Annotated in this window: 22 protein-coding genes; all 22 read right to left on the bottom strand. The window is 50.3% G+C overall.

Annotated features, from left to right (window positions below; translation table 11 throughout):
* Positions 1 to 29 precede the first annotated feature (29 nt).
* The 22 genes from IJG50_06285 to IJG50_06390 all read right to left on the bottom strand — a co-directional run bounded on the left by IJG50_06285 (position 30) and on the right by IJG50_06390 (position 18,987).
* Positions 30 to 296: an HPr family phosphocarrier protein gene (locus tag IJG50_06285; GenBank protein ID MBQ3379456.1), complete on the bottom strand. Its 267-nt coding sequence runs from the start codon at positions 294 to 296 to the stop codon at positions 30 to 32.
* Positions 297 to 451: 155 nt separating this feature from the next.
* Complete coding sequence (locus IJG50_06290; protein MBQ3379457.1) at positions 452 to 934, bottom strand: DUF4330 domain-containing protein; 483 nt, start codon at positions 932 to 934, stop codon at positions 452 to 454.
* Positions 934 to 1,428, bottom strand: a complete 495-nt coding sequence (locus IJG50_06295; protein ID MBQ3379458.1) for a DUF4330 domain-containing protein — start codon at positions 1,426 to 1,428, stop codon at positions 934 to 936. Before IJG50_06295 ends, IJG50_06290 begins: the two co-directional genes overlap by 1 nt.
* Entirely contained in the window at positions 1,429 to 2,559 is a 1,131-nt protein-coding gene (locus IJG50_06300; protein ID MBQ3379459.1) for a glycosyltransferase family 4 protein, read from the bottom strand.
* Positions 2,556 to 4,145: an O-antigen ligase family protein gene (locus IJG50_06305; GenBank protein ID MBQ3379460.1), complete on the bottom strand. Its 1,590-nt coding sequence runs from the start codon at positions 4,143 to 4,145 to the stop codon at positions 2,556 to 2,558. Before IJG50_06305 ends, IJG50_06300 begins: the two co-directional genes overlap by 4 nt.
* A 39-nt stretch (positions 4,146 to 4,184) precedes the next feature.
* The gene (gene murJ, locus IJG50_06310) at positions 4,185 to 5,765 is read right to left on the bottom strand and encodes a murein biosynthesis integral membrane protein MurJ (protein MBQ3379461.1); all 1,581 of its coding nucleotides are present in this window, start codon (positions 5,763 to 5,765) and stop codon (positions 4,185 to 4,187) included.
* Positions 5,755 to 6,459 carry a tRNA (guanosine(37)-N1)-methyltransferase TrmD gene (trmD, locus tag IJG50_06315; protein ID MBQ3379462.1) on the bottom strand — a complete coding sequence of 235 codons (705 nt, stop codon included), beginning with the start codon at positions 6,457 to 6,459 and terminating at the stop codon, positions 5,755 to 5,757. Before trmD ends, murJ begins: the two co-directional genes overlap by 11 nt.
* Positions 6,449 to 6,973, bottom strand: coding sequence for a 16S rRNA processing protein RimM (rimM, locus tag IJG50_06320; protein ID MBQ3379463.1), 525 nt, complete (start codon positions 6,971 to 6,973; stop codon positions 6,449 to 6,451). Before rimM ends, trmD begins: the two co-directional genes overlap by 11 nt.
* A 165-nt stretch (positions 6,974 to 7,138) precedes the next feature.
* Positions 7,139 to 7,369: a KH domain-containing protein gene (locus tag IJG50_06325; GenBank protein ID MBQ3379464.1), complete on the bottom strand. Its 231-nt coding sequence runs from the start codon at positions 7,367 to 7,369 to the stop codon at positions 7,139 to 7,141.
* An 18-nt stretch (positions 7,370 to 7,387) separates the two neighbouring features.
* Positions 7,388 to 7,627 carry a 30S ribosomal protein S16 gene (gene rpsP / locus IJG50_06330; protein MBQ3379465.1) on the bottom strand — a complete coding sequence of 80 codons (240 nt, stop codon included), beginning with the start codon at positions 7,625 to 7,627 and terminating at the stop codon, positions 7,388 to 7,390.
* 44 nt (positions 7,628 to 7,671) lie between these two features.
* Positions 7,672 to 9,015, bottom strand: coding sequence for a signal recognition particle protein (gene ffh / locus IJG50_06335; protein ID MBQ3379466.1), 1,344 nt, complete (start codon positions 9,013 to 9,015; stop codon positions 7,672 to 7,674).
* Positions 9,016 to 9,030: 15 nt separating this feature from the next.
* Positions 9,031 to 9,384: a YlxM family DNA-binding protein gene (locus tag IJG50_06340; protein ID MBQ3379467.1), complete on the bottom strand. Its 354-nt coding sequence runs from the start codon at positions 9,382 to 9,384 to the stop codon at positions 9,031 to 9,033.
* 197 nt (positions 9,385 to 9,581) lie between these two features.
* Complete coding sequence (locus IJG50_06345; GenBank protein MBQ3379468.1) at positions 9,582 to 10,427, bottom strand: pyridoxamine kinase; 846 nt, start codon at positions 10,425 to 10,427, stop codon at positions 9,582 to 9,584.
* Positions 10,428 to 10,451: 24 nt separating this feature from the next.
* Positions 10,452 to 11,429, bottom strand: coding sequence for a UDP-glucose 4-epimerase GalE (galE, locus tag IJG50_06350; GenBank protein ID MBQ3379469.1), 978 nt, complete (start codon positions 11,427 to 11,429; stop codon positions 10,452 to 10,454).
* Between the two features lie 21 nt (positions 11,430 to 11,450).
* A complete protein-coding gene (locus tag IJG50_06355; GenBank protein ID MBQ3379470.1) occupies positions 11,451 to 13,850 on the bottom strand; it encodes an endonuclease MutS2 in 2,400 nt (799 codons plus the stop codon).
* Between the two features lie 14 nt (positions 13,851 to 13,864).
* Positions 13,865 to 14,632 (bottom strand): DNA repair protein RecO, encoded by a 768-nt coding sequence (gene recO / locus IJG50_06360; protein ID MBQ3379471.1) that lies wholly within the window; start codon positions 14,630 to 14,632, stop codon positions 13,865 to 13,867.
* A complete protein-coding gene (era, locus tag IJG50_06365) occupies positions 14,604 to 15,494 on the bottom strand; it encodes a GTPase Era (GenBank protein MBQ3379472.1) in 891 nt (296 codons plus the stop codon). The genes recO and era overlap by 29 nt, the downstream gene beginning before the upstream one ends.
* A 39-nt stretch (positions 15,495 to 15,533) precedes the next feature.
* On the bottom strand, positions 15,534 to 15,992 hold the full coding sequence (locus IJG50_06370) for a diacylglycerol kinase family protein (GenBank protein MBQ3379473.1): 459 nt from the start codon (positions 15,990 to 15,992) through the stop codon (positions 15,534 to 15,536).
* Between the two features lie 2 nt (positions 15,993 to 15,994).
* A complete protein-coding gene (gene ybeY, locus IJG50_06375) occupies positions 15,995 to 16,486 on the bottom strand; it encodes an rRNA maturation RNase YbeY (protein MBQ3379474.1) in 492 nt (163 codons plus the stop codon).
* Entirely contained in the window at positions 16,483 to 17,490 is a 1,008-nt protein-coding gene (locus IJG50_06380) for a PhoH family protein (GenBank protein MBQ3379475.1), read from the bottom strand. Before IJG50_06380 ends, ybeY begins: the two co-directional genes overlap by 4 nt.
* Positions 17,491 to 18,690, bottom strand: coding sequence for a sporulation protein YqfD (gene yqfD, locus IJG50_06385; protein MBQ3379476.1), 1,200 nt, complete (start codon positions 18,688 to 18,690; stop codon positions 17,491 to 17,493).
* The gene (locus tag IJG50_06390; GenBank protein MBQ3379477.1) at positions 18,691 to 18,987 is read right to left on the bottom strand and encodes a YabP/YqfC family sporulation protein; all 297 of its coding nucleotides are present in this window, start codon (positions 18,985 to 18,987) and stop codon (positions 18,691 to 18,693) included. It lies immediately after the preceding gene.
* Positions 18,988 to 19,077 lie beyond the last annotated feature (90 nt).

Consider the following 19,077-nt stretch of genomic DNA (forward strand, 5'->3'; position numbering starts at 1 on the left):
TGACGCAAAAGTATGCGGCATTTTAAAGCTTAAATGCTGGAAAAATTCTTGGAAACAAGCTCCTGCAAGCTCTTTGCCGCCAGCTCTTCGTCAGGACCTTCGGCAATGATCTCTATCTCCATACCCTTGCTTATACCTAAAGAAAGTACGCCAAGCAGGCTCTTTGCGTTCACTCTTCGTCCCGCTTTTTCAACCCAAATGCTGGACTTATACTCATTAGCCTTTTGTATGAAAAATGTCGCCGGTCTGGCATGTAACCCTACTTCATTTTCTACAATTACTTTAGCTGACTGCATAAATACCCACCCATTCTTATACTTATTACAAAACACTTAAACACTTTAAAAATAGGATAAACTAAAACAAAACAATAGTCAATAGGTAATCTGTATATCTTTAAAGGCGCGCGTTTTACGTTTTTTGGTGTTTTCTCTAAACAAAATTTTGGAAATTATTTGCGTTCGACCTCGTACACTTCCGCGTTGCAGTTGAGCTTTGCAGATTTGAGTTTTATATCCATTCCGCTTGCCACCTGCTTCGTGCCGCCTATATAAAACCCTTCCGAGTCTTCTTTTCCTTCGCAGAGCATCGTTATATATACGGTATATCTTTCAACAGACGGCGACTGCATCGACGTGCCGTCCTCAAGCGTTACTATTTCCATATAAGGCTCGCTTGCCACGCCCGTTACGGAGCCTAAGCGCGCCGCGTTCTTTTCATAGAAGATATCTCCTTCCGATACCGCGTTCACCGTATAATCGCGCACGTTCTCTACCTTGAAGGTAACATAGAACTGCGTGTCGCTCTTGACCTGCGCGCTCGAACCGGCGTTCATGGTTTTAAGACCGACGGCGCATACTGCGGCTATGATGATTATGATAAGTATTATGTCAATGACGCTTACTTTGCCGAAAAGCTTTCCCTTCTTATCCATCAGCCCTCACCTCCGACTTCAAGAGTAACGCAGTATCCGCCCGAAGCGAACGTCTTCGTTCGAAGATACATTTCCTTGCCCACGGCAACCTCGTAACTTCCTACGGCAGTAGTCGCCTCCGAGATATCGGCCGACGCGCTTATAACTATTATATAATTATAATATCCCGAGACCTCGCTTTTTACCATTTCGCCCGTTATTATATTAGGCTGTATCGTGCTGTACGGTTCCACCTCGTACGACGCTATCGTGCCTATCTTCGATCCCTTCAGGGAATCGTAGACGTTCATGCCTATCTCTATTTTATCCTCGAATGCGGCGTCCTTCTTCGTAAGATAAACGCCGTATTCTATCGGCTTCTGGCCGTTTGCCGCTGAAACGTCCATATTGACCGCGTATGAAAAAGCGGCGTAAAGGCCCAATATGACCAATACCACGATGATTATATCGAGCACTCCCACTTTTCCGAAGAGTCTGTACTGTCTTTCTCTCATTTATTTTGCGCCTCCCTTTTGTGCCGAAAGCTCGGTGTAGACCTGTTCTATCTGCCTCGTCATCGACTCGACCGTGAATTTTTTTGAAAATACTTTTTTTGCGCCCTCGGAGCACTGTTTATAAAGCTCTTTATCGCTCTTTATCTTTATTATCGCATCATAAAGAGCGTTCTCGTCGCGTTTCGGCACGACTATGCCGTTTACTCCCGTCTCTATAACGTAAGGATTTCCGCCGAAGTCTGAAACTATCGCGGGCACTCCGAGGCTCATGCCCTCAAGAAGCGAAAGCGACGTCGCCTCCGTGCCGTACGAGGCGTTCAACTGAACGTCCATGATATTTTCTATCTCGTGTATCTCTCGGATAAAGCCCGTGAATATCACGTTCGTAAGCTTCATCTCTTTGGCCGTTGCTTTTAGCTTGTTCTCGATGGAGCCGTTTCCGGCTATGATCACCTTTACGTTCTCGCCTGCGTCCAAAAGCTTCCTCGCCGCCTTTAAAACGTATTCGTGACCCTTTACCTCCTCGAGACGCGCGATTATCGCGCATACGAAATCGTCCTCGGCCACTCCCCACTTCGCTCTTACGCGTGATTTTTCTTCGTCGGACAATCTTACCGCTTCGGCCACGCCGTTGAAGATGACCTGTATCTTTTCGGGATCCACGCCCACCTCAACTATATTCTCCTTTGCCGCGGGCGACACCGCTATGACGCGGTCGGCCAGCGAATTGTTCACGTGTCCGTTTATCTGCTTGAAAGGAAAGCTCTTTTTCCACGACGGCTGGTCGAATACGCTGTGGCGCGTATATACTATCGCGCACTTTCCGTATTTTTTCGCCGCGCGGCGCGCTCCGAGCGACGCGTGCGTATGCACGACGTCGGGCTTCTCGCTCTTGAATATCTTAAGCAGCGTATCCTCGGCCGCCTTGCCCTTGGAATCGTCGGCCATGCCGTCGATCTCTATGGCGGGCACACAAAGCGCCTCTATGCGCTCTTTAAGCTGACTGTTTTTCGGTATGACCACTTTAACGTCGAACTTCTCTCTGTCGTATTTCTCAAGAAAGCTGAGAAGTATCTTTCCCGCGCCGCCTATATTCGTATCGGATATTACGTTTATCGCTTTTATCATCATGTCGCCTCCCGCCTTATAATGCCGTTGTACGCCGTAAGAAGTCCCAGCGTCATAAAGAAGATGAGATATACTCTGTAATTATAGAACACATAGTCGAAAAGCCCTTGGAACAAAAAGCCCAAGACCGCCGCGACGCCCGCCGCTATCATTACGCGGCTCGCCGTCGCCGTCTGCTTCTTTATCGTAGATACGCTGTCGTTGAAAAACGAGAACATGACCAAAAGGAAGACTATAAGTCCCCATATGCCCATCTCGATGGTAAGCTGCAGATAAAGATTATGCGAATGAGGCGCAACTATCGAATTCAGCGAATAATACGGATATACGCTGTTGAACGCCTCCGTGCCGTGGCCTATTCCCATATACCAAAAGTCGCTTATCATCTTAAGGCTGCCCTCCCAGATATTAAGACGGTAGCTTGTGGACGAGTCGGCAAGATTTGTGATGCTCGCAAATCTGTTTATTATCGACGCGGGCAGCGCGAACGGCACGAAAAGCATAAGCACGGCGCAGATCGCGAGAAGCCTTCTCGAAACGTAAAAAAGAAACACCGCGAGCGCAAGTATCAGCGCAAGGTAGCATCCGCGCGAATACGTAAGAGCAAGCGCGCACAAAAGCACTAACGTCGATAAGAGATAATAAAGCCTGCCGATAAGGCGCTTCGTATTAAACGTCATCGCAAACGTGAGCGGCACCGCCAAAAGCAGATATTCGCCGTAAACGTTGGGATTCTCAAACGTCGAATATACTCTGAGGCCAAGCTCCTCGAAAAGCTCCTTGTCGACCCACGTCATATCGAACTGACCGCTTACGTACTGGAACAGTCCGTAAAGGCCGGTAAAGAGCGCCGCCGTGCAGAATATGAACATCGCCCAGTGAAACTTCTCTTTCGTGTCGATGAGCGATATCACAAGGAAATACGAAATAACGAACATCGACCATAAGAGCGCGATATTTACGCTGCTTGACGGAGTGAACGAATTTACGCCGTACACCGCGAGAAGTATTATATAGAAGATAAGGAAAAGCCCCGTGCGGTTCGTCTTTATCTTATATCTCGTTCCGAATAGCACCTGAAGAAGGAACGCGACCAGCGTAAATCCCAAAAGGCCGGCCGCCGCCATCGTAGGAATGAACGGCGCAAGGCCCGCAACGGCTATTATGCCCACCTCCGGACGGCATATCACGATAAATACGAACACTATTGCGACGTATGCGGCCGCGATAAGGTATATGCCCGTAAAATATGAAACAGCCCCGAAAACGATGAGCAGCACGAGAAATACCGTAAGATTGAATTTTGATATCACGAATTTAAAAAAGCCGAGTATCGCGCTGTTTTGCGCCATTACGCAAAGGTGAGCGTTGGCGCGCGCAAACAGGCCAAAGAACCAATTTACAAAGCGCGCTATAAAGCTTCGTTCATACATGCGCTCGAAGTTCTCGCTCGAAAAGGCCCGCACGATGGCGCTGTCTGCAAAAAGCTGCTTCACGAAACGTCCTATCGCATTAAGTATCGTGCCAATGACGCTTGCGTTGAACCATATAAGGAACTTGTCAAAGCCTCGGTTGAATGCCTTTATCAATATCGATCACATCCCTTCTGTAAAAATAATTAAAAAATTCTAGTCGTTTTCTTTATCTTCATCGCCGCTTTTTCCCTTCAGCCTGCCGAAAAGCGAGGATAATATATCGTTTACCTCGCCGATCCGCATAGCCTTCGACGCGCCCAGATAGACCGCGCCGGAAACGACAAAGCAGACAACGAGCGCTATAAGCGTTGTAAAGCGGCCCAGCGAAAGCTTATTCATAAAATAAGAAAGTACGCACATCACCGCGCACGATATAACGAACAGCGCCGCGCTCTTACCTATAAATACGCCCATGCGTCCGTCCGCTTTTCTGCCGTCGCGCCTGTTCTGAAGCGCGTAGAGCGCCGCGCCCGCGTAAGTTATCGAAACGGCCGAAGCAAGCGCAATGCCGTATATGCCCATAGGCGTTCTCGACAGAAGGAGCGCCAGCGCAAGGTTTATGACTATCGAGCCTATCGCCACCTTCATCGGCGTTTTCGAGTCTCCGGAGGAGTAGAAGTATTTATTGAGTATCTCCTGCCATGAAAAGCCGAACATACCTATCGTATACATCATAAGCGCAAACGCCGTCATCTGCGCGTCGCCCGAAGTAAACGAGCCGCTCTCGTACACTACGCGAACGACGCCGCGCGCAAAAACGATGAAAAAGGCCGCGACCGGCACAACTATCAGAGTCACGCTCTTTATCATCGTATAGAGCATATCGCGCGCGCCCTCGCGGTCTCCCGCCGCCTGCATGCGCGAAAGGCTCGGAAAATACAGATTCGTCATCGCATAAGAGAACACGCCCGCAACGATAAAATAAAGCTTGTACGAATAATCAAGCACCGTAACGCCCCACGAAGCATAGTAGGATGCAATATTAAGAGTGATAAGGTTGTTAAGCGGCATGACCCATGACGATATCAATACGGGGCCCGCCATTTTTACGGACGATCTTAATCCCTCGTCCCCAAAATCTATGCCTAGTCTGAAGCGGTAGCCGAATTTGTAAAGCGGTGGCAGCAGAATAAGAAGCTGAAGCACCCAGCCTATAACGAGCGCCGCCGCAAGGCCGCCGATACCGAAGCGTCCGTTGAGCGTTACGAAATACAGGACCATAAGCGCATTCGACAAAAGGCTCATTATCGCCGGTATCTTAAAGCTGCCGAACGACTGAAGAACGCCCACGAACGTATAGCTCATCGCAGCGAGCAGTATTATCGGCGTAAATACCATAAGAAGCTTTGCACAGAGCGAGAACGTATCGCCCGAAAAGCCGGACGCGAGAAGGTTTACTACCGCTCCCGGGAATATGCATATGAGCGCGGCTATGACAAGAGCAACTAGCAGCACCGCGTTCAAAAAATTATTTACGAATTTAAAGGCGCGCTCTTTTCCGTCGTTCTGAAGAAACCTGTTCATAACAGGTATGAACGCCGCCGCCACAGCCGTTCCGAGCGTAATGTCGAATATGGTGAGCGGTATGCGGCTGGCCGCCGAAAACGCCGCCGCCTCCATCCCAGTGCCGTAAAAGTACGCCATAAGCGAATCGCGCACGAGACCTAGAAGCTTTGACGCCAGTATGGCGAACACTATAAAGCCGTAAGTTTTTATCGCTGTTTTACTCTGCATCTTTACTGTCACCCACGTATTTTTCGTAAAGGTCGGGGCGCTTCGTCCGCGTACGTTCAACGCTCTTTGAAAGCCGCCATTTTTCGATATTCGCATGGTGGCCGCTTATGAGCACGTCCGGCACCCTCAGTCCCATATATTCCTCGGGACGCGTGTACTGCGGATATTCCAAAAGCCCGTTCTGATGGCTCTCCTTCAAAAAGCTCTCGTCGTCCTTTAAAACGCCCGGCACGAGGCGGCATACGGTATCGCACAGAACGAGCGCGGGCAGCTCGCCGCCCGTAAGCACGTAATCGCCTATCGATATCTCTTTTGCGTCCGTAAGAATAAGCGCGCGCTCGTCCACGCCCTCGTAATGACCGCAAAGCACCACTATATGCTCCTCTTTTGAAAGCTCGCCCGCAAGCTTTTGCGTAAGCGGCCGTCCCTGCGGCGACATATATATAAAGCAGGGCTTTTCGCCGTCGCCGCAAACGCTTTTATACGCTTCGTATATCGGTTCGGCCTGCATGAGCATACCGCGCCCGCCGCCGTAGGGATAATCGTCCACGCGGCGGTGCTTGTCTTGCGTAAAGTCGCGTATGTTCACGCAGTTTATCGAAATAACCCCGGCGCGTCTCGCGCGGCCTATGATGCTCTCGGAGAGCACCGTCTCCATCATGTCGGGAAAGAGAGTAAGTATATCAATCTTCATCGTCCAAAAGCCCCGCAATAGGCGTTATCCGCATAACGCCTCCCTCTATATCCACGCTGTCGATGACGTCGGGTATGGCGGGTATGAGATACTGCTTCTTCTTTTTGCCCCCGCCGTCCTTTTCGTCAACAACGTAAACGTCGTTCGCTCCTGTCTGAAGCACCTCGGTTATCCTGCCGAGCGTACGCCCGCCCGGCACGGTGACTACGCTCAGTCCCATGAGATCGGATATGTAGTAAACTCCCTTGGGCAGCTTCGGCAGATCTGCCTTATCAATATATAATAACTCGTTTTTTATTAAAAGTCCATCGTTGGCGCTGTCCACGCCGCGAAACTTTATTCTCGCCGTATTTTTCTGAAAGCTCATGCGCTCGACCGTAAGCGCGCGCCCGCTTTCAAGATAAAATTCGCCGTAGTTCTCCAGATCATACACGCTGTCGCAGTAGTGGATACACTTTACCGCGCCGCGCACTCCGTTAGTATTTACTATTTTGGCTATTACCGTTCTTTTCATAACGCATCTCCGTATATGATTTGAGCGTGCTTCAAAACGCGCGGAAAATCATCCGTCCAAAATCGGCGCGCCGCGCCGCTGCGTTTTGAAACACGCCCCTGTTCCCCCCGAAAATACCCGAATCCGAGGCCTCGCACGACGCGCGTGTTACATGCGCGCGTGCGCCTAATCCATTATATCAACAACGGCTTTCTTATTCGGGTCATGATTGCTTGCCTTGATAACGGTGCGTATCGCCTTTGCGATACGTCCCTGTTTGCCTATCACCTTGCCCATATCTTCCTTAGCGACGCGAAGCTCCAATATGATCTCGGTGTCAGTCTCTCTTTCTTCTACAGAGACTTCATCGGCGTTGTCCACAAGCATTTTCGCTATAAAGGTCAGTAAATCTTTCATTCTTTACCCCTCCGCAGCTTATATTACGCCGCTCTTTTTGAGTAATGCCTTAACGGTATCGGTCGGCTTTGCGCCGTTTCTTAACCACTTCTGAACCTTCTCTGCGTCAACAGTTATCGAAGCGGGTTCTACGAGCGGATTGTAAGTACCGATCTCTTCAATGAATCTGCCGTCGCGCGGATATCTCGAATCTGCTACGACGATCCTGTAAAAAGGAGCTTTCTTTGCACCCATTCTCTTAAGTCTTATCTTTACCATTTACATGTCACCTCCTTAAAAATCATGCTGTCTATAAAACATCGCTACATTGGAAAAGGCAGTCTGCCCATGCCGCGAAGCTTTTTCTTGCCCTGTTTGCCCGACATCTGCTTCACCATGCGCTTCATCTGATCGAATTGGCGCAAAAGTCTGTTTATATCCTCTATCTTCGTGCCGCTGCCCTGCGCTATGCGGCGCTTTCTCGAGGAGTTTATTATCTCGGGATTCTGCCGCTCGTAAGGCGTCATCGACTGTATTATAGCGGCTATCCTGTCAAGCTGTCTGTCGTCTAAATTAGCCCCCGCAAGCGCCTTTTTGTTCACGCCGGGCATCATTCCCAAAATATCGGAAAGCGAACCCATCTGCTTCATCTGCTGTATGTTGTCAAAAAAGTCCTCAAGATCGAATTTGTTCTCGCGAAGCTTTTTATCCATCTCGGCGAGCTTTTTTTCATCGAAGTTCTTCTGCGCCTTTTCGATAAGGCTCAAAACGTCGCCCATGCCCAAAATACGCGAGGCCATTCTGTCGGGATAGAACGGCTCGATATCCGTAAGCTTCTCGCCCATGCCGACGTACTTTATCGGCTTATTCGTTACGGCGCGCACCGAAAGCGCCGCGCCTCCGCGCGTATCGCCGTCAAGCTTTGTCATTACCACGCCGTCGATGCCCAGGGCGTTGTTAAAGCCCTCGGCCACGTTCACGGCGTCCTGACCCGTCATCGCGTCAACTACCAAAAGTATCTCATGAGGCTCGACCTCGGCCTTTATGTTCTTTAACTCGTCCATGAGCGTTTCGTCTATATGAAGACGACCGGCCGTGTCTATGAACACCATGTCGTTGCCGTTTTTCTTCGCCTGCTCCACGGCGGCGCGAGCTATTTTCACCGGCTCCTTTGAGCCGTCTATCTTAAACACCGGCACGCCGACCTGCGAGCCTACGACCTCAAGCTGCTTTATTGCTGCGGGGCGGTACACGTCGCACGCGGCGAGCAGAGGCCGCTTGCCTTGATTTTTGAAGCTCAGCGCTATTTTTGCGGCCTGCGTCGTTTTGCCCGCGCCCTGAAGGCCCACCATCATGATTATCGTGGGCGGCTTTGAGGCTATCTCGATCTTCGACTGAGACGAGCCCATAAGCGCGGTCATTTCCTCATTTACTATCTTTATTACCTGCTGCGCCGGAGTAAGGCTTTCCATAACCTCGGCGCCGACGGCGCGTTCAGATACTGTTTTTACGAAGTCGCGCACTACCTTGTAGTTTACGTCGGCCTCCAAAAGTGCGAGACGTATTTCGCGCATTACTTCTTTTATATCCGATTCGCTCAGCTTGCCTTTGCCGCGAAGCTTTTTAAAGACTGCCTGAAGCTTATCCGACAGGCTTTCAAACGCCATATCTCACACCTCCGTTTATTCTTGTCTTAAGATCGAAAGCGCAGACCTTATTTTATCGGCCCAAGAAAGCGCGTTTTCGTTCGTTGAGCCGCGTATTTCGCGCTCCGCCTCTTCAAGAATATCGGCGGCGCGGCGTATCTGTACGAATCGCTCGACAAAGCCGAGCTTTTCGTCAAGCTCCAAAAGCGCGTTTTCCGAACGCTTTATAAGGTCGTGTACCCCCTGGCGCGTCACGCCCACATGCTCGGATATCTCAAAAAGCGACATATCCTCGTTATAGTAAAGATCCATCACTTCGCGCTGTCTCTCTGTCAGCGTTTCGCCGTAATAGTCGAGCAGCAGATTTATTCTAAGATCTTTTCCGTGCATAGGGGCCACCTCCTATGTAAAGATATGTTCTTTACAATGCGGAATTTATTTTATAATAAGCGTGCGCCGTTTGTCAAGTAAAAATACTGTAAAGATAAGAAAAAATAAAATTTTTTTGCATCTGCCGCTTTCAAAGCGGCGATAAAAAGCGGCCGAGACGCCCGATCGGCGCGCCCCGGCCGTTTTCTGTTTTTTTATTACCTCAGCTTCCCCATAAGCTCATAAAGCCCCGCTTCAAAGTTTACGCCGAAGCGCACGTCCGTGCCTGCCGCCTTTGTGCGCTTTATGCTGTCCGCCGTAAAGCCCACGGCTATATCTGCGGCCTCGGGGAGCGATTTTGCGCGCAAGAGCGCCGCAAGCAGCACGCTTGCGAATACGTCGCCCGTGCCGTGGTAAAATCCCTCCACTCTGTCGCGGCAGACATAATGCATTTCGGTTGAACCCGCTTCGATGCAGGCCGCGCCGAGCGTATCTCGGTCAAAGCTTACGCCGGTAAGCACAGCCGCCTTTACGCCCAGCGAAAGAAGACCGCGCATTATATCTCCGATGAACTTTTCGTCGTGGGGCGGCTTTTTATAAGGCATATCGAGCATAAAGCACGCTTCCGTTATATTAGGCGTTATTATATCGGCCTTTTTGCAAAGGCCGCGCATACCGGCAACGAAATTGCGCGAAAACACCTTGTACATCTCGCCGTGGTCTGCCATTACGGGATCGACGAGTATCAGCGTATCGTCGCATCTCAGCTCGTCGAATATCTCCGACACTATGTCAAGCTGGCGAAACGAGCCCAAAAATCCCGAATATATCGCGTCGAAAGTAAGGCCGAGCGACTTCCAATGGTCTGCGAACGGCTTTAAGTCCTCGGTAAGATCGCGGTACGTATAGCCCGAAAGGCCGCCCGTATGCGTTGAAAGCACCGCCGTCGGTATGACGCTCGTCTCAACGCCCGCCGCCGAGATTATCGGCAGCGCGACCGTAAGCGAGCAGCGTCCGAAGCCCGATATGTCGTGTATGGCCGCAGCTCTTTTCTGTCTTTCCATTCGTATTCACTCCAAGTGCTTTTTTCAGAATCCGTTCGGGTGCGAGCTGTGCCAGCGCCATGCCGAAGCGACGATCTTCTCGATATCGTCGAATTCCGGTTTAAAGCCCAATATTTTTTTCGCCTTTTCGGGCGAAGCTACGAGCAGGGCGGGGTCGCCCGCGCGTCTTTTGCCTATTTCTACCTTGAAATCGACGCCGCTTACTTTTTTCGTGACCTCGATTATCTCGCGCACGCTGAATCCCGTGCCGTAGCCCAAGTTGAACGCCTCAGACTCGCCTCCCGCACCGAGATAATCAAGCGCAAGTATATGCGCGTTCGCAAGATCGCGCACGTCAATATAGTCGCGTATGCAGGTGCCGTCCTTTGTTTTGTAGTCGTCTCCGAATATCATTATCTTGTCGCGCTTTCCCATAGCCGCCTGTATAACGAGCGGGATAAGGTGCGTTTCGGGCGAATGGTCTTCGCCTATGTTTATATCGTCGCGCGCGCCCGCCACGTTGAAATAGCGGAGAGCCGCGTACTTTATACCATAAGCCCTGTCGCACCATTTCAAAAGGCGCTCGATGGCAAGCTTCGTCTCGCCGTAGGGATTCGTCGGGTCTTTCCTGTCGTCCTCCAAAATGGGCACTCTCTCCGGCTCGCCGTACACGGCGGCCGACGACGAGAAAACTATATTTTTGACGTTGTGCCTAACCATCGCGCCGACTAAGGATATCGCGCCGCCCATATTGTTCTCATAATACTTGAGCGGGTTTTCCACGCTCTCGCCGACTAAAGAATTCGCGGCGAAATGTATTATCGCGTCTATCTTCTCCGTTTCAAATACCTTATCCAAAAAGGCCGCGTCTCTGAGGTCGCCCTGATAGAGCTTCATGCCGCGCGCCGCCTCCTTATGGCCGCAGGCGAGATTGTCTATTATCACGGCCTCTCTGCCTATATCGGAAAGCTTCGCCGCTATATGGCTTCCAACGTAGCCTGCTCCTCCCGTTACAAGTATCATTGTTCGTCCTCCTTTTATCCTCTATTTAAGCTCCACTATCGTAACGCCGTCCTCGCCCTCGCCGTATCTGCCGAGACGGAATGACGCTACCGTGCCTAGCGTTCTAAGATGCGTATGAACGCCGCTTCTTAAGGCTCCCGTGCCCTTGCCGTGGATTATCTGCACTTTTTTAATGCCCAAAAGCACCGCGTCGTCAATAAGCTTATCGACGTCGTACATGGCCTCCTCCACAGTCATGCCGCGTATGTCTATCTCCGTATTTACCTTTCGCGTCGCCACGTTTATATTCTTTCTTACGCCGGGCGACGCTTTTTTCTTCGCCGCGCGCCTTCCCCGCGCGTCAACGAGCTCCAGCTCGTCAAGCCCGACGGTCACGCGCATTATGCCCGCCTGAAGCACGACCTTTCCGCCCTCGGGCGGCTCGACTACCACAGCCTCGCGGTCAAGCTTGATTATACGCACCATGTCGCCGGGATTTAAGGGCACGTCAATGCCGCCCTTTTTTTCTTTGTTCTCCTCTTTTGCGTCTATATCCTTTTCGGCGGCGCGAAGCTTTCCGCGAAGTGCCGCACGGTTCTCCATGAGCTTAATGTCGGCAAGCTCGCGCGCGTTCTTCTTCTTTAAGGCTTCAAGCTCGCCCATAACGCTGTCGGACGTCTCCCTCGCTCTGTTCAAAATGCGCGCCGCTTCGTCGCGCGCCTCGCTTAATATCCTGTTTTTATCGCGCTGCAGATTTTTCTGTGAAAGCTCGGCGCTTCTTTTAATCGCCTCCGTCTCCTTTAAAAGCTCCTGCGCCATATCGCGCTTTTGCTCCATTTCCATGCGGTTTTTTTCAAGATCGCGTATAACGTCCTCAAATTTTAAGCTCTCCTGACCTATGCGCTTTTTTGCGTTCTCGATAAGACTTTTTGAAAGCCCCAGCCGCTCCGATATGGCAAAAGCATTGCTTCGTCCCGGTATGCCTATGAGCAGCTTATACGTCGGACGAAGCGTCTCAACGTCAAATTCGCAGCTCGCGTTCTGTACGCCTTCGGCAGAAAGCGCATATATTTTTAACTCGCTGTAATGCGTTGTCGCGGCTATGTGCGCGCCCAGCCGCCGTGTGCGTTCAAGTATCTCTATTGCAAGCGCCGCTCCCTCGACGGGGTCGGTGCCTGCGCCTATCTCATCGAACAGTACCATCGTGCGCGGCGCGCATGCGTCCAAAATGGCCACGATATTTTTCATATGCGCCGAAAACGTGGAAAGCGACTGCTCTATCGACTGCTCGTCGCCTATGTCGGAAAAGATATATTCATAAACGCCGACCGCGCTGCCCTCGGCGGCGGGGATAGAAAGCCCCGACAGCGCCATGGCGCATAAAAGCCCCAGCGTCTTTAAGGCGACAGTTTTGCCGCCCGTGTTCGGGCCCGTTATAACAAGCGTATCGAAGTGTTCGCCGAGCTCTATATCTATCGGCACGACAGTTTTTGCGTCTATAAGCGGGTGACGCGCACGCTTTAAAACTATTTTCGCATCACGCGAAATGTCAGGCGTTACGGCTTTCATGTCGAGCGCCAGCTTCGCTTTTGCGAAAATGAAATCAAGGCGCACAATGTGATAATAATTATTCTCTATTTCATGACGCCTTTCGGCGACCTCGGCCGAAAGTTCATAAAGTATCCTCTCCATCTCCTCTTTTTCCTCGGCGTAGAGCATCTTTATCCTGTTGTTCGCGTCAACGACGCTCGAGGGCTCTACGAAAAGAGTCGCTCCCGAAGCCGACATATCGTGAACAAGGCCGTGAAGCTCGCTTCTGTATTCGGCCTTGACCGGCACGACGAACCTGTCGTTTCGCACGGTGATTATCGGCTCTTGAAGCACCTTCTGATAGCGCTGCGAATGGATTATATCCTGCAAAAGATCGCGCACCTTGGCATGAAGGCGCGCCGTCCTTCTGCGTATATCATAAAGCGCCGGACTTGCCGTATCGGCCATCTCCTCCGGCGATATCACGGCTTCGTTTATTCGCCTTTCAACGGAAGAAACGGGCGATAACTGTGAAAAATGCTTTGACAAGAGTCTCTCATCCTCAAAGCTGTCAAAATAGCCCGAAAGCTTTCTCGCCGTTGTTAAAAGCGAGGCTATTTTTAAAAGCTCTCCCATTGAAAGAGCGCTGCCCACCTCGGCGCGCTTTAAAGACGCCGTTATATCGTGCGCCGCCGCGATAGGCGGAGTGCCGCGCCTTTGTATCATTATCTTTGCCTCGTCCGTCTCGCCGAGCGCTTCTCTCACCGCGTCGGTACGATCAAACGGGAAAAGGCTTTCGGCCATGCTTTTTGCCTCGTCCGACAGGCAATGAGCCGAAAGCTTTCCCTTTATCTTATTAAATTCCAGCGTGATAAGCGATTTCTTATAAATATCTTCGGATGTATACTTCATTTTTCCTCCGCATGTCAAAGCGTATTGTAAAAATCGAGCGTTTTTAAATTTATGTTAAGTTGGGTCAACATAAATCCTTGCGCGGCCTTTGAAAGTATGCGTTCGGACTCCGCGTCAAGTTTAAATGAGAAGATCTTCTTCGCGTCGGAGCTTATTATGTGGTTCATCGCATCGTATACAGCGCGGTTAACGGGATACGCTCCGGCGTACTTGCCGCCGCGCGCGCATGACGAACATATTACGTTTCCCGCATTCATGTCGAAAAACATCTCGTCGGAAACGCCTCCGCATACCGCGCACTGTGAGATCTCGGGACGAAAGCCTATAACGGACATGAGCCTAAGCTCAAAAACCGCCTTTACGTGAGCTTCTTTTTCGCCTCTGCATAAAAGGTAGAGTGAATTAAGAATAAGCGACAGTATCTCTTCGCACTCGCGCCCGTCAGCCGAAGCTCGGTCGGCAAGCTCGCAGAAATACTGTGCCAGCGAAAGCCGCTCAAGCGATTCTCGTATCTCGAAAAACAGATTGTTTGTTTCGCCGCCCGCAAGATAAAACGATCCCGCGTTTTTTCTCAGTCTTATGCGCGAATAAGATAAAAGCTGGCAAAGCGAAAGAAGCGGGCTCTTCGGCGATCGCGCTCCTTTGGCCCATACTGATATCCTGCCCATATCGGGCGTGAGAAGTATTAAAAGCTTGTCCCTCTCTCCCTTTGGATATTCGCGTATCACAAGGCCATGCGTTTCTATATCCATATCAATATTCGCGCGAATAGCCGAATTCACGAAGCGAGCCCGCCTTGTTGCGCCAGCCTGCGTCCACCTTAACGAAAACGTCCAAAAACACCTTGCACTCAAACATACGCTCAAGCTCCTCACGCGCGTATGTGCCTATTTTTTTGAGCATTTTTCCGTTCTTTCCTATGATTATGCCCTTGTGCGAATCCTTCTCGCAGTATATGCACGCGCCTATCTTTATAAGGTCGCCCTGGCTCTCGTCAAAGCTCTCTATAGCGACTGCCACGCCGTGCGGTATCTCGTCGGAAAGAAGGCGCAGCATTTTTTCGCGGATTATCTCGCCCACTACGGCGCGCTCCGGCTGATCCGTCACCATGTCCTGAGGATAAAACTCCGGCCCCGGCTGCATATAGTCGCCTATTTCGCTTTCAAGCTCCGCTATCCCGTCGCCCGTGCGCGCGCTTATCGGCATTATGGCCTTAAACTCCATAAGCGGCGCATACGCCGCCATCGCCATAAGTATAGAAGGTTTCGGCACGGTATCTATTTTATTTATAACGAGTATAACGGGGATATCTCGCCCGCTCATCTTCTCGATAAGCCTTTTTTCGTCCTCAGTGGGCGCGTTCTTCGGCTCAACGACGAGAAGGATGCATTCAACATCTGCCAGCGACTCGTGAACTATGTCCTCCATATATTCGCCGAGACGGTTCTTCGGCCTGTGAAAGCCCGGCGTATCAAGAAAGATCATCTGTGTGTCGCCTTTATTGAGTATTGCTATGATGCGGTTCCTCGTTGTCTGAGGACGCTGAGACACTATGGCCACCTTCTGTCCCACCAGCTTGTTTATAAGCGTAGATTTGCCCACGTTGGGGCGTCCCACTATGGCTATAAAGCCCGATTTAGTTATTTCTGCCAATTTATATTGCTCCTTTTTTTCAACGTATCGTCATATCTTCTTTCTGTGCAGGCCGAATCTTATGAAAAGCACGGCGAGCACCACCGACAGAATAAAGCCCACAAGCTTTACCGGGTGCGTCAGCGTATCGAAAAAGATGGTCCTTATTATCTCGGTATCGAAAAAGAATAAAAACCCGGCAATTATCGCAAATATTGCGCAGATCAATACGGCTCCCGCAGCGATATCCTTTGCGGCCTTTGCCTTGAAATTAAAGCCCTCCGAATTTATGTCGACCAACTCTTCGATCGCGGTGTTCACCATTTCGGCAAAAAACACGAGCGCGAAAAACGCGCATAATACCGCGTATTGAACGCGGGTAAAGTCATAGTAAGCGGAAAAATACAGCGTGTAAAGCGCCAAAACGAGATGTATGCGCATATTCCGCTCGTTCTCAAAACAGCGCCCAATGCCTAAAAACGCATATTTAAACGACCTTAAAAGAGACATTTCTATCTTGCAAGCCCCACTTTTTTAAGGACTGCTTCCTCCTTTTTACGCATCGTTTTACGGCTTTCCTCGTCATCCTCGTGGTCGTAGCCCACGAGATGGAGCACGGAATGAGTACATAAAAAGCCCGCCTCGCGCATGAACGAATGGCCGTATTCTTCGGCTTGGGCCCAGGCGTGTTCAAGCGATATGACGATATCGCCCAAAAAGAGAACGCCGTCCTCATCGCGCTCGCCGCCCAGATCGCACACGGGCTTTCCTTCAGAGAACTCGACCATAGGGAATGACAGCACGTCCGTGGCCGCGTCCTTTTGTCTGTATTCGCGATTTATCTCACGTATCCTTTTATCGGATACGAACGTAACGTCGATATGCGCTCCGTCGTCTATGCCTTCGGTTTTCAACGCCGTATCGACGCATAAGGCGAGCATGTCCTTTAATTCTTTCGTGACCTTAACTTTTCTTTGCCTGTTTATAAACTCCGTTTTGTTCATCTTTTGTCTTCCGCCGTTCTTCTCGTTATTCGGCGCGTCTCTTTTCGGCGGACGCGCCCGTCGCGTTTTTCATACGCGTTTATTATTTTCTGCACTATCGGGTTTCTCACTACGTCCTTATGCGTAAGCTCGCTTATCCCAATGCCTTCAATGTTTTTTAAGACCTTCATCGCGTCTATAAGGCCGGACTGCTTTCCGAAGGGCAGATCGACCTGCGTTATATCTCCCGTTATGACCGCCTTTGAGTTAAAGCCAAGGCGCGTCAAAAACATCTTCATCTGCTCTTTCGTAGAGTTCTGCGCCTCGTCTAAGATTATAAAGCTGTCGTCAAGCGTACGGCCGCGCATATACGCGAGCGGCGCAATTTCTATTATGCCCTTCTCGGCGTATTTCGCATAAGTCTCAAATCCGAGCATATCGTAAAGCGCGTCGTAGAGCGGTCTTAAATACGGGTCTATCTTCTGCTGAAGGTCTCCCGGCAGAAAGCCCAGCTTTTCGCCTGCCTCAACGGCGGGGCGCGTGAGTATTATCTTGCTTATCTCCTTGCTTCTGAGCGCCGACACAGCCATCGACACGGCGAGATATGTTTTTCCCGTTCCGGCGGGGCCTACGCCCAATACGACCGTATTCTTCCGTATGGAATCGACGTATTTTTTCTGACCTATCGTTTTCGGGCGTATGGGGCGTCCCTTTGCGCTTACTGCAATGCAGTCGTCGCCCAGGTCGGCTATCTCTGTTTCCCTGTCCTCTTCGACCATTGACATGGCGTATCGCACATTCTGCTCCGATATGGTCTGGTGCTTATCCGAAAGCTCCTTTAAAACGGCCAGCGCGCGGCGGCAATGCTCAACGCTTTTTTCGCTCCCCGTTATCTTCACCTCGGAACCTCGGCACACTATGCTCACGCCGTATTCGTTCTCCAAAAGCTTTATATTCTCGTCCAGATTTCCGAATATATTGAACATGTCCGTTTCGTTTTCAAGCAGTAAAACTTCCGTTGACATCTATTCCTCCGTTGCTTTATCATGCATTATCTCTATGCTTACAGCTATCGGCATAACGCATTCATACTCGGCGTCCATTATATACGAATCCCCGGTCTTTGTAAATGTTATATTCCTGTTTAAAACAGCAGCCTCGGGATAAAGAGAACGAAGCTCCAAAAAACATTCAAGCTCCAGTTTATCGCGCGCTTCGTCCCATAACAGCGGATACGTTTCTTCCTCATACTCGCGTATATCGGCGGTAAGATAAGTTGCAGGAAGCTCAAAGACGCCTATTTTCATCTCTTCTTCTCTTATGATTTTATCATACTTATCATACGGAATACTACTGTTTATAAATAAATTTATTTTTACTCCCGCGGCCTTCACGGCACGTTTTTTTAATGTCTCTCCCGTGTATATCTTTTTTATGCCGTAAAACGGAATGCTTTTATGCATGCTTATCCACACGCGGCCGTAAACTTCGGCCTCAGAATGAAGAAATCGCGTGCCGCCCTCCTCAAGATCCACTACTCCGCTTACTAAAAGCTGACCTTTTGTCACCGCCTCTCCTTTTTTTACGGCGGCCTCGCCCTCGTATACCTGTATGCTCTCCACTACTGCGTCAAAATCGGATACGAGATTTCTTGCCGCGTCGTCCTTCGGCGTTTCGGGCGGCAAAGTACGCGGCTCCACCTTTACATATGCTTTCGTGCCCTTTATGTTTATTCCTATCCACGCTATATCCTCATGGCGCATAAGTATCTCGTTCTGTATGGCCGGTATATCCAAGCTGCCTATAGGCGCGCCCGAGCGCAGTCCGGCCTCGCTCAAGCTCTCCAAAAGCGCGGCCCTGTCGGTGAATTCGGCTCCTTCAAGCTCCACTCCCCATATGAGCGTTGAAAGAAAACATACAAGCGCGAAAAACAAAACGGCGCTTATAAGAAACGCCTTGCGCTTTCTGTGTTTGAACATTATGAATCTAAGACCTGTTCTGTCTGTGATACGCACTCTGCAGGACGCCCGGCGCGCAACGCCCTGTATCCTTTTAAAATCGCCGACGCGCACGCACATGGAAAGCTTTGTTTCGTCCTCTCTTTTTACGTTCCATACATGTATGCCTTCGCTGCCGGCCAAATTTAAAAAACGCTCCGAAAAAGCGCCCTGTGCGCTTATCGTTATATAGCTTATTATCCAGCGTACTATTTTAAGAATGAACATCTACGCCTCCAAAAACTCAACCGAACGCATACGCCCCTCAATATATATGCCGTCTGCCGACAGCGCTTTAATGATAAGACCGTCCCCTTTTATTGTTATCACTCCGCCTTTTACGGCGACTCTTACACACTCCTCGGAGTATTCGAGTATACCTTTGGTATTTTCTATCGTAAGCTCGCGGCCCCCTATGCTCTCCAGCCTGAAAACGCCCGTTACCGTATCAAGCGGTATTTCAAACGCCCGGCTTATGACCTCAAGCGCGCCGCGCCGTTCTTTTTTCTCTCTGCTGTCGGCCACGATGGCGCCTCCTAACATTTGTTATGCTTAAATTTATGCCGATTATCATACTAAAATGAATAAGCGTCGGAATATAATTTTTAAAGAAGC

The organism is Clostridia bacterium, from assembly GCA_017405765.1.
Lineage (GTDB): Bacteria > Bacillota > Clostridia > Oscillospirales > RGIG577 > RGIG577.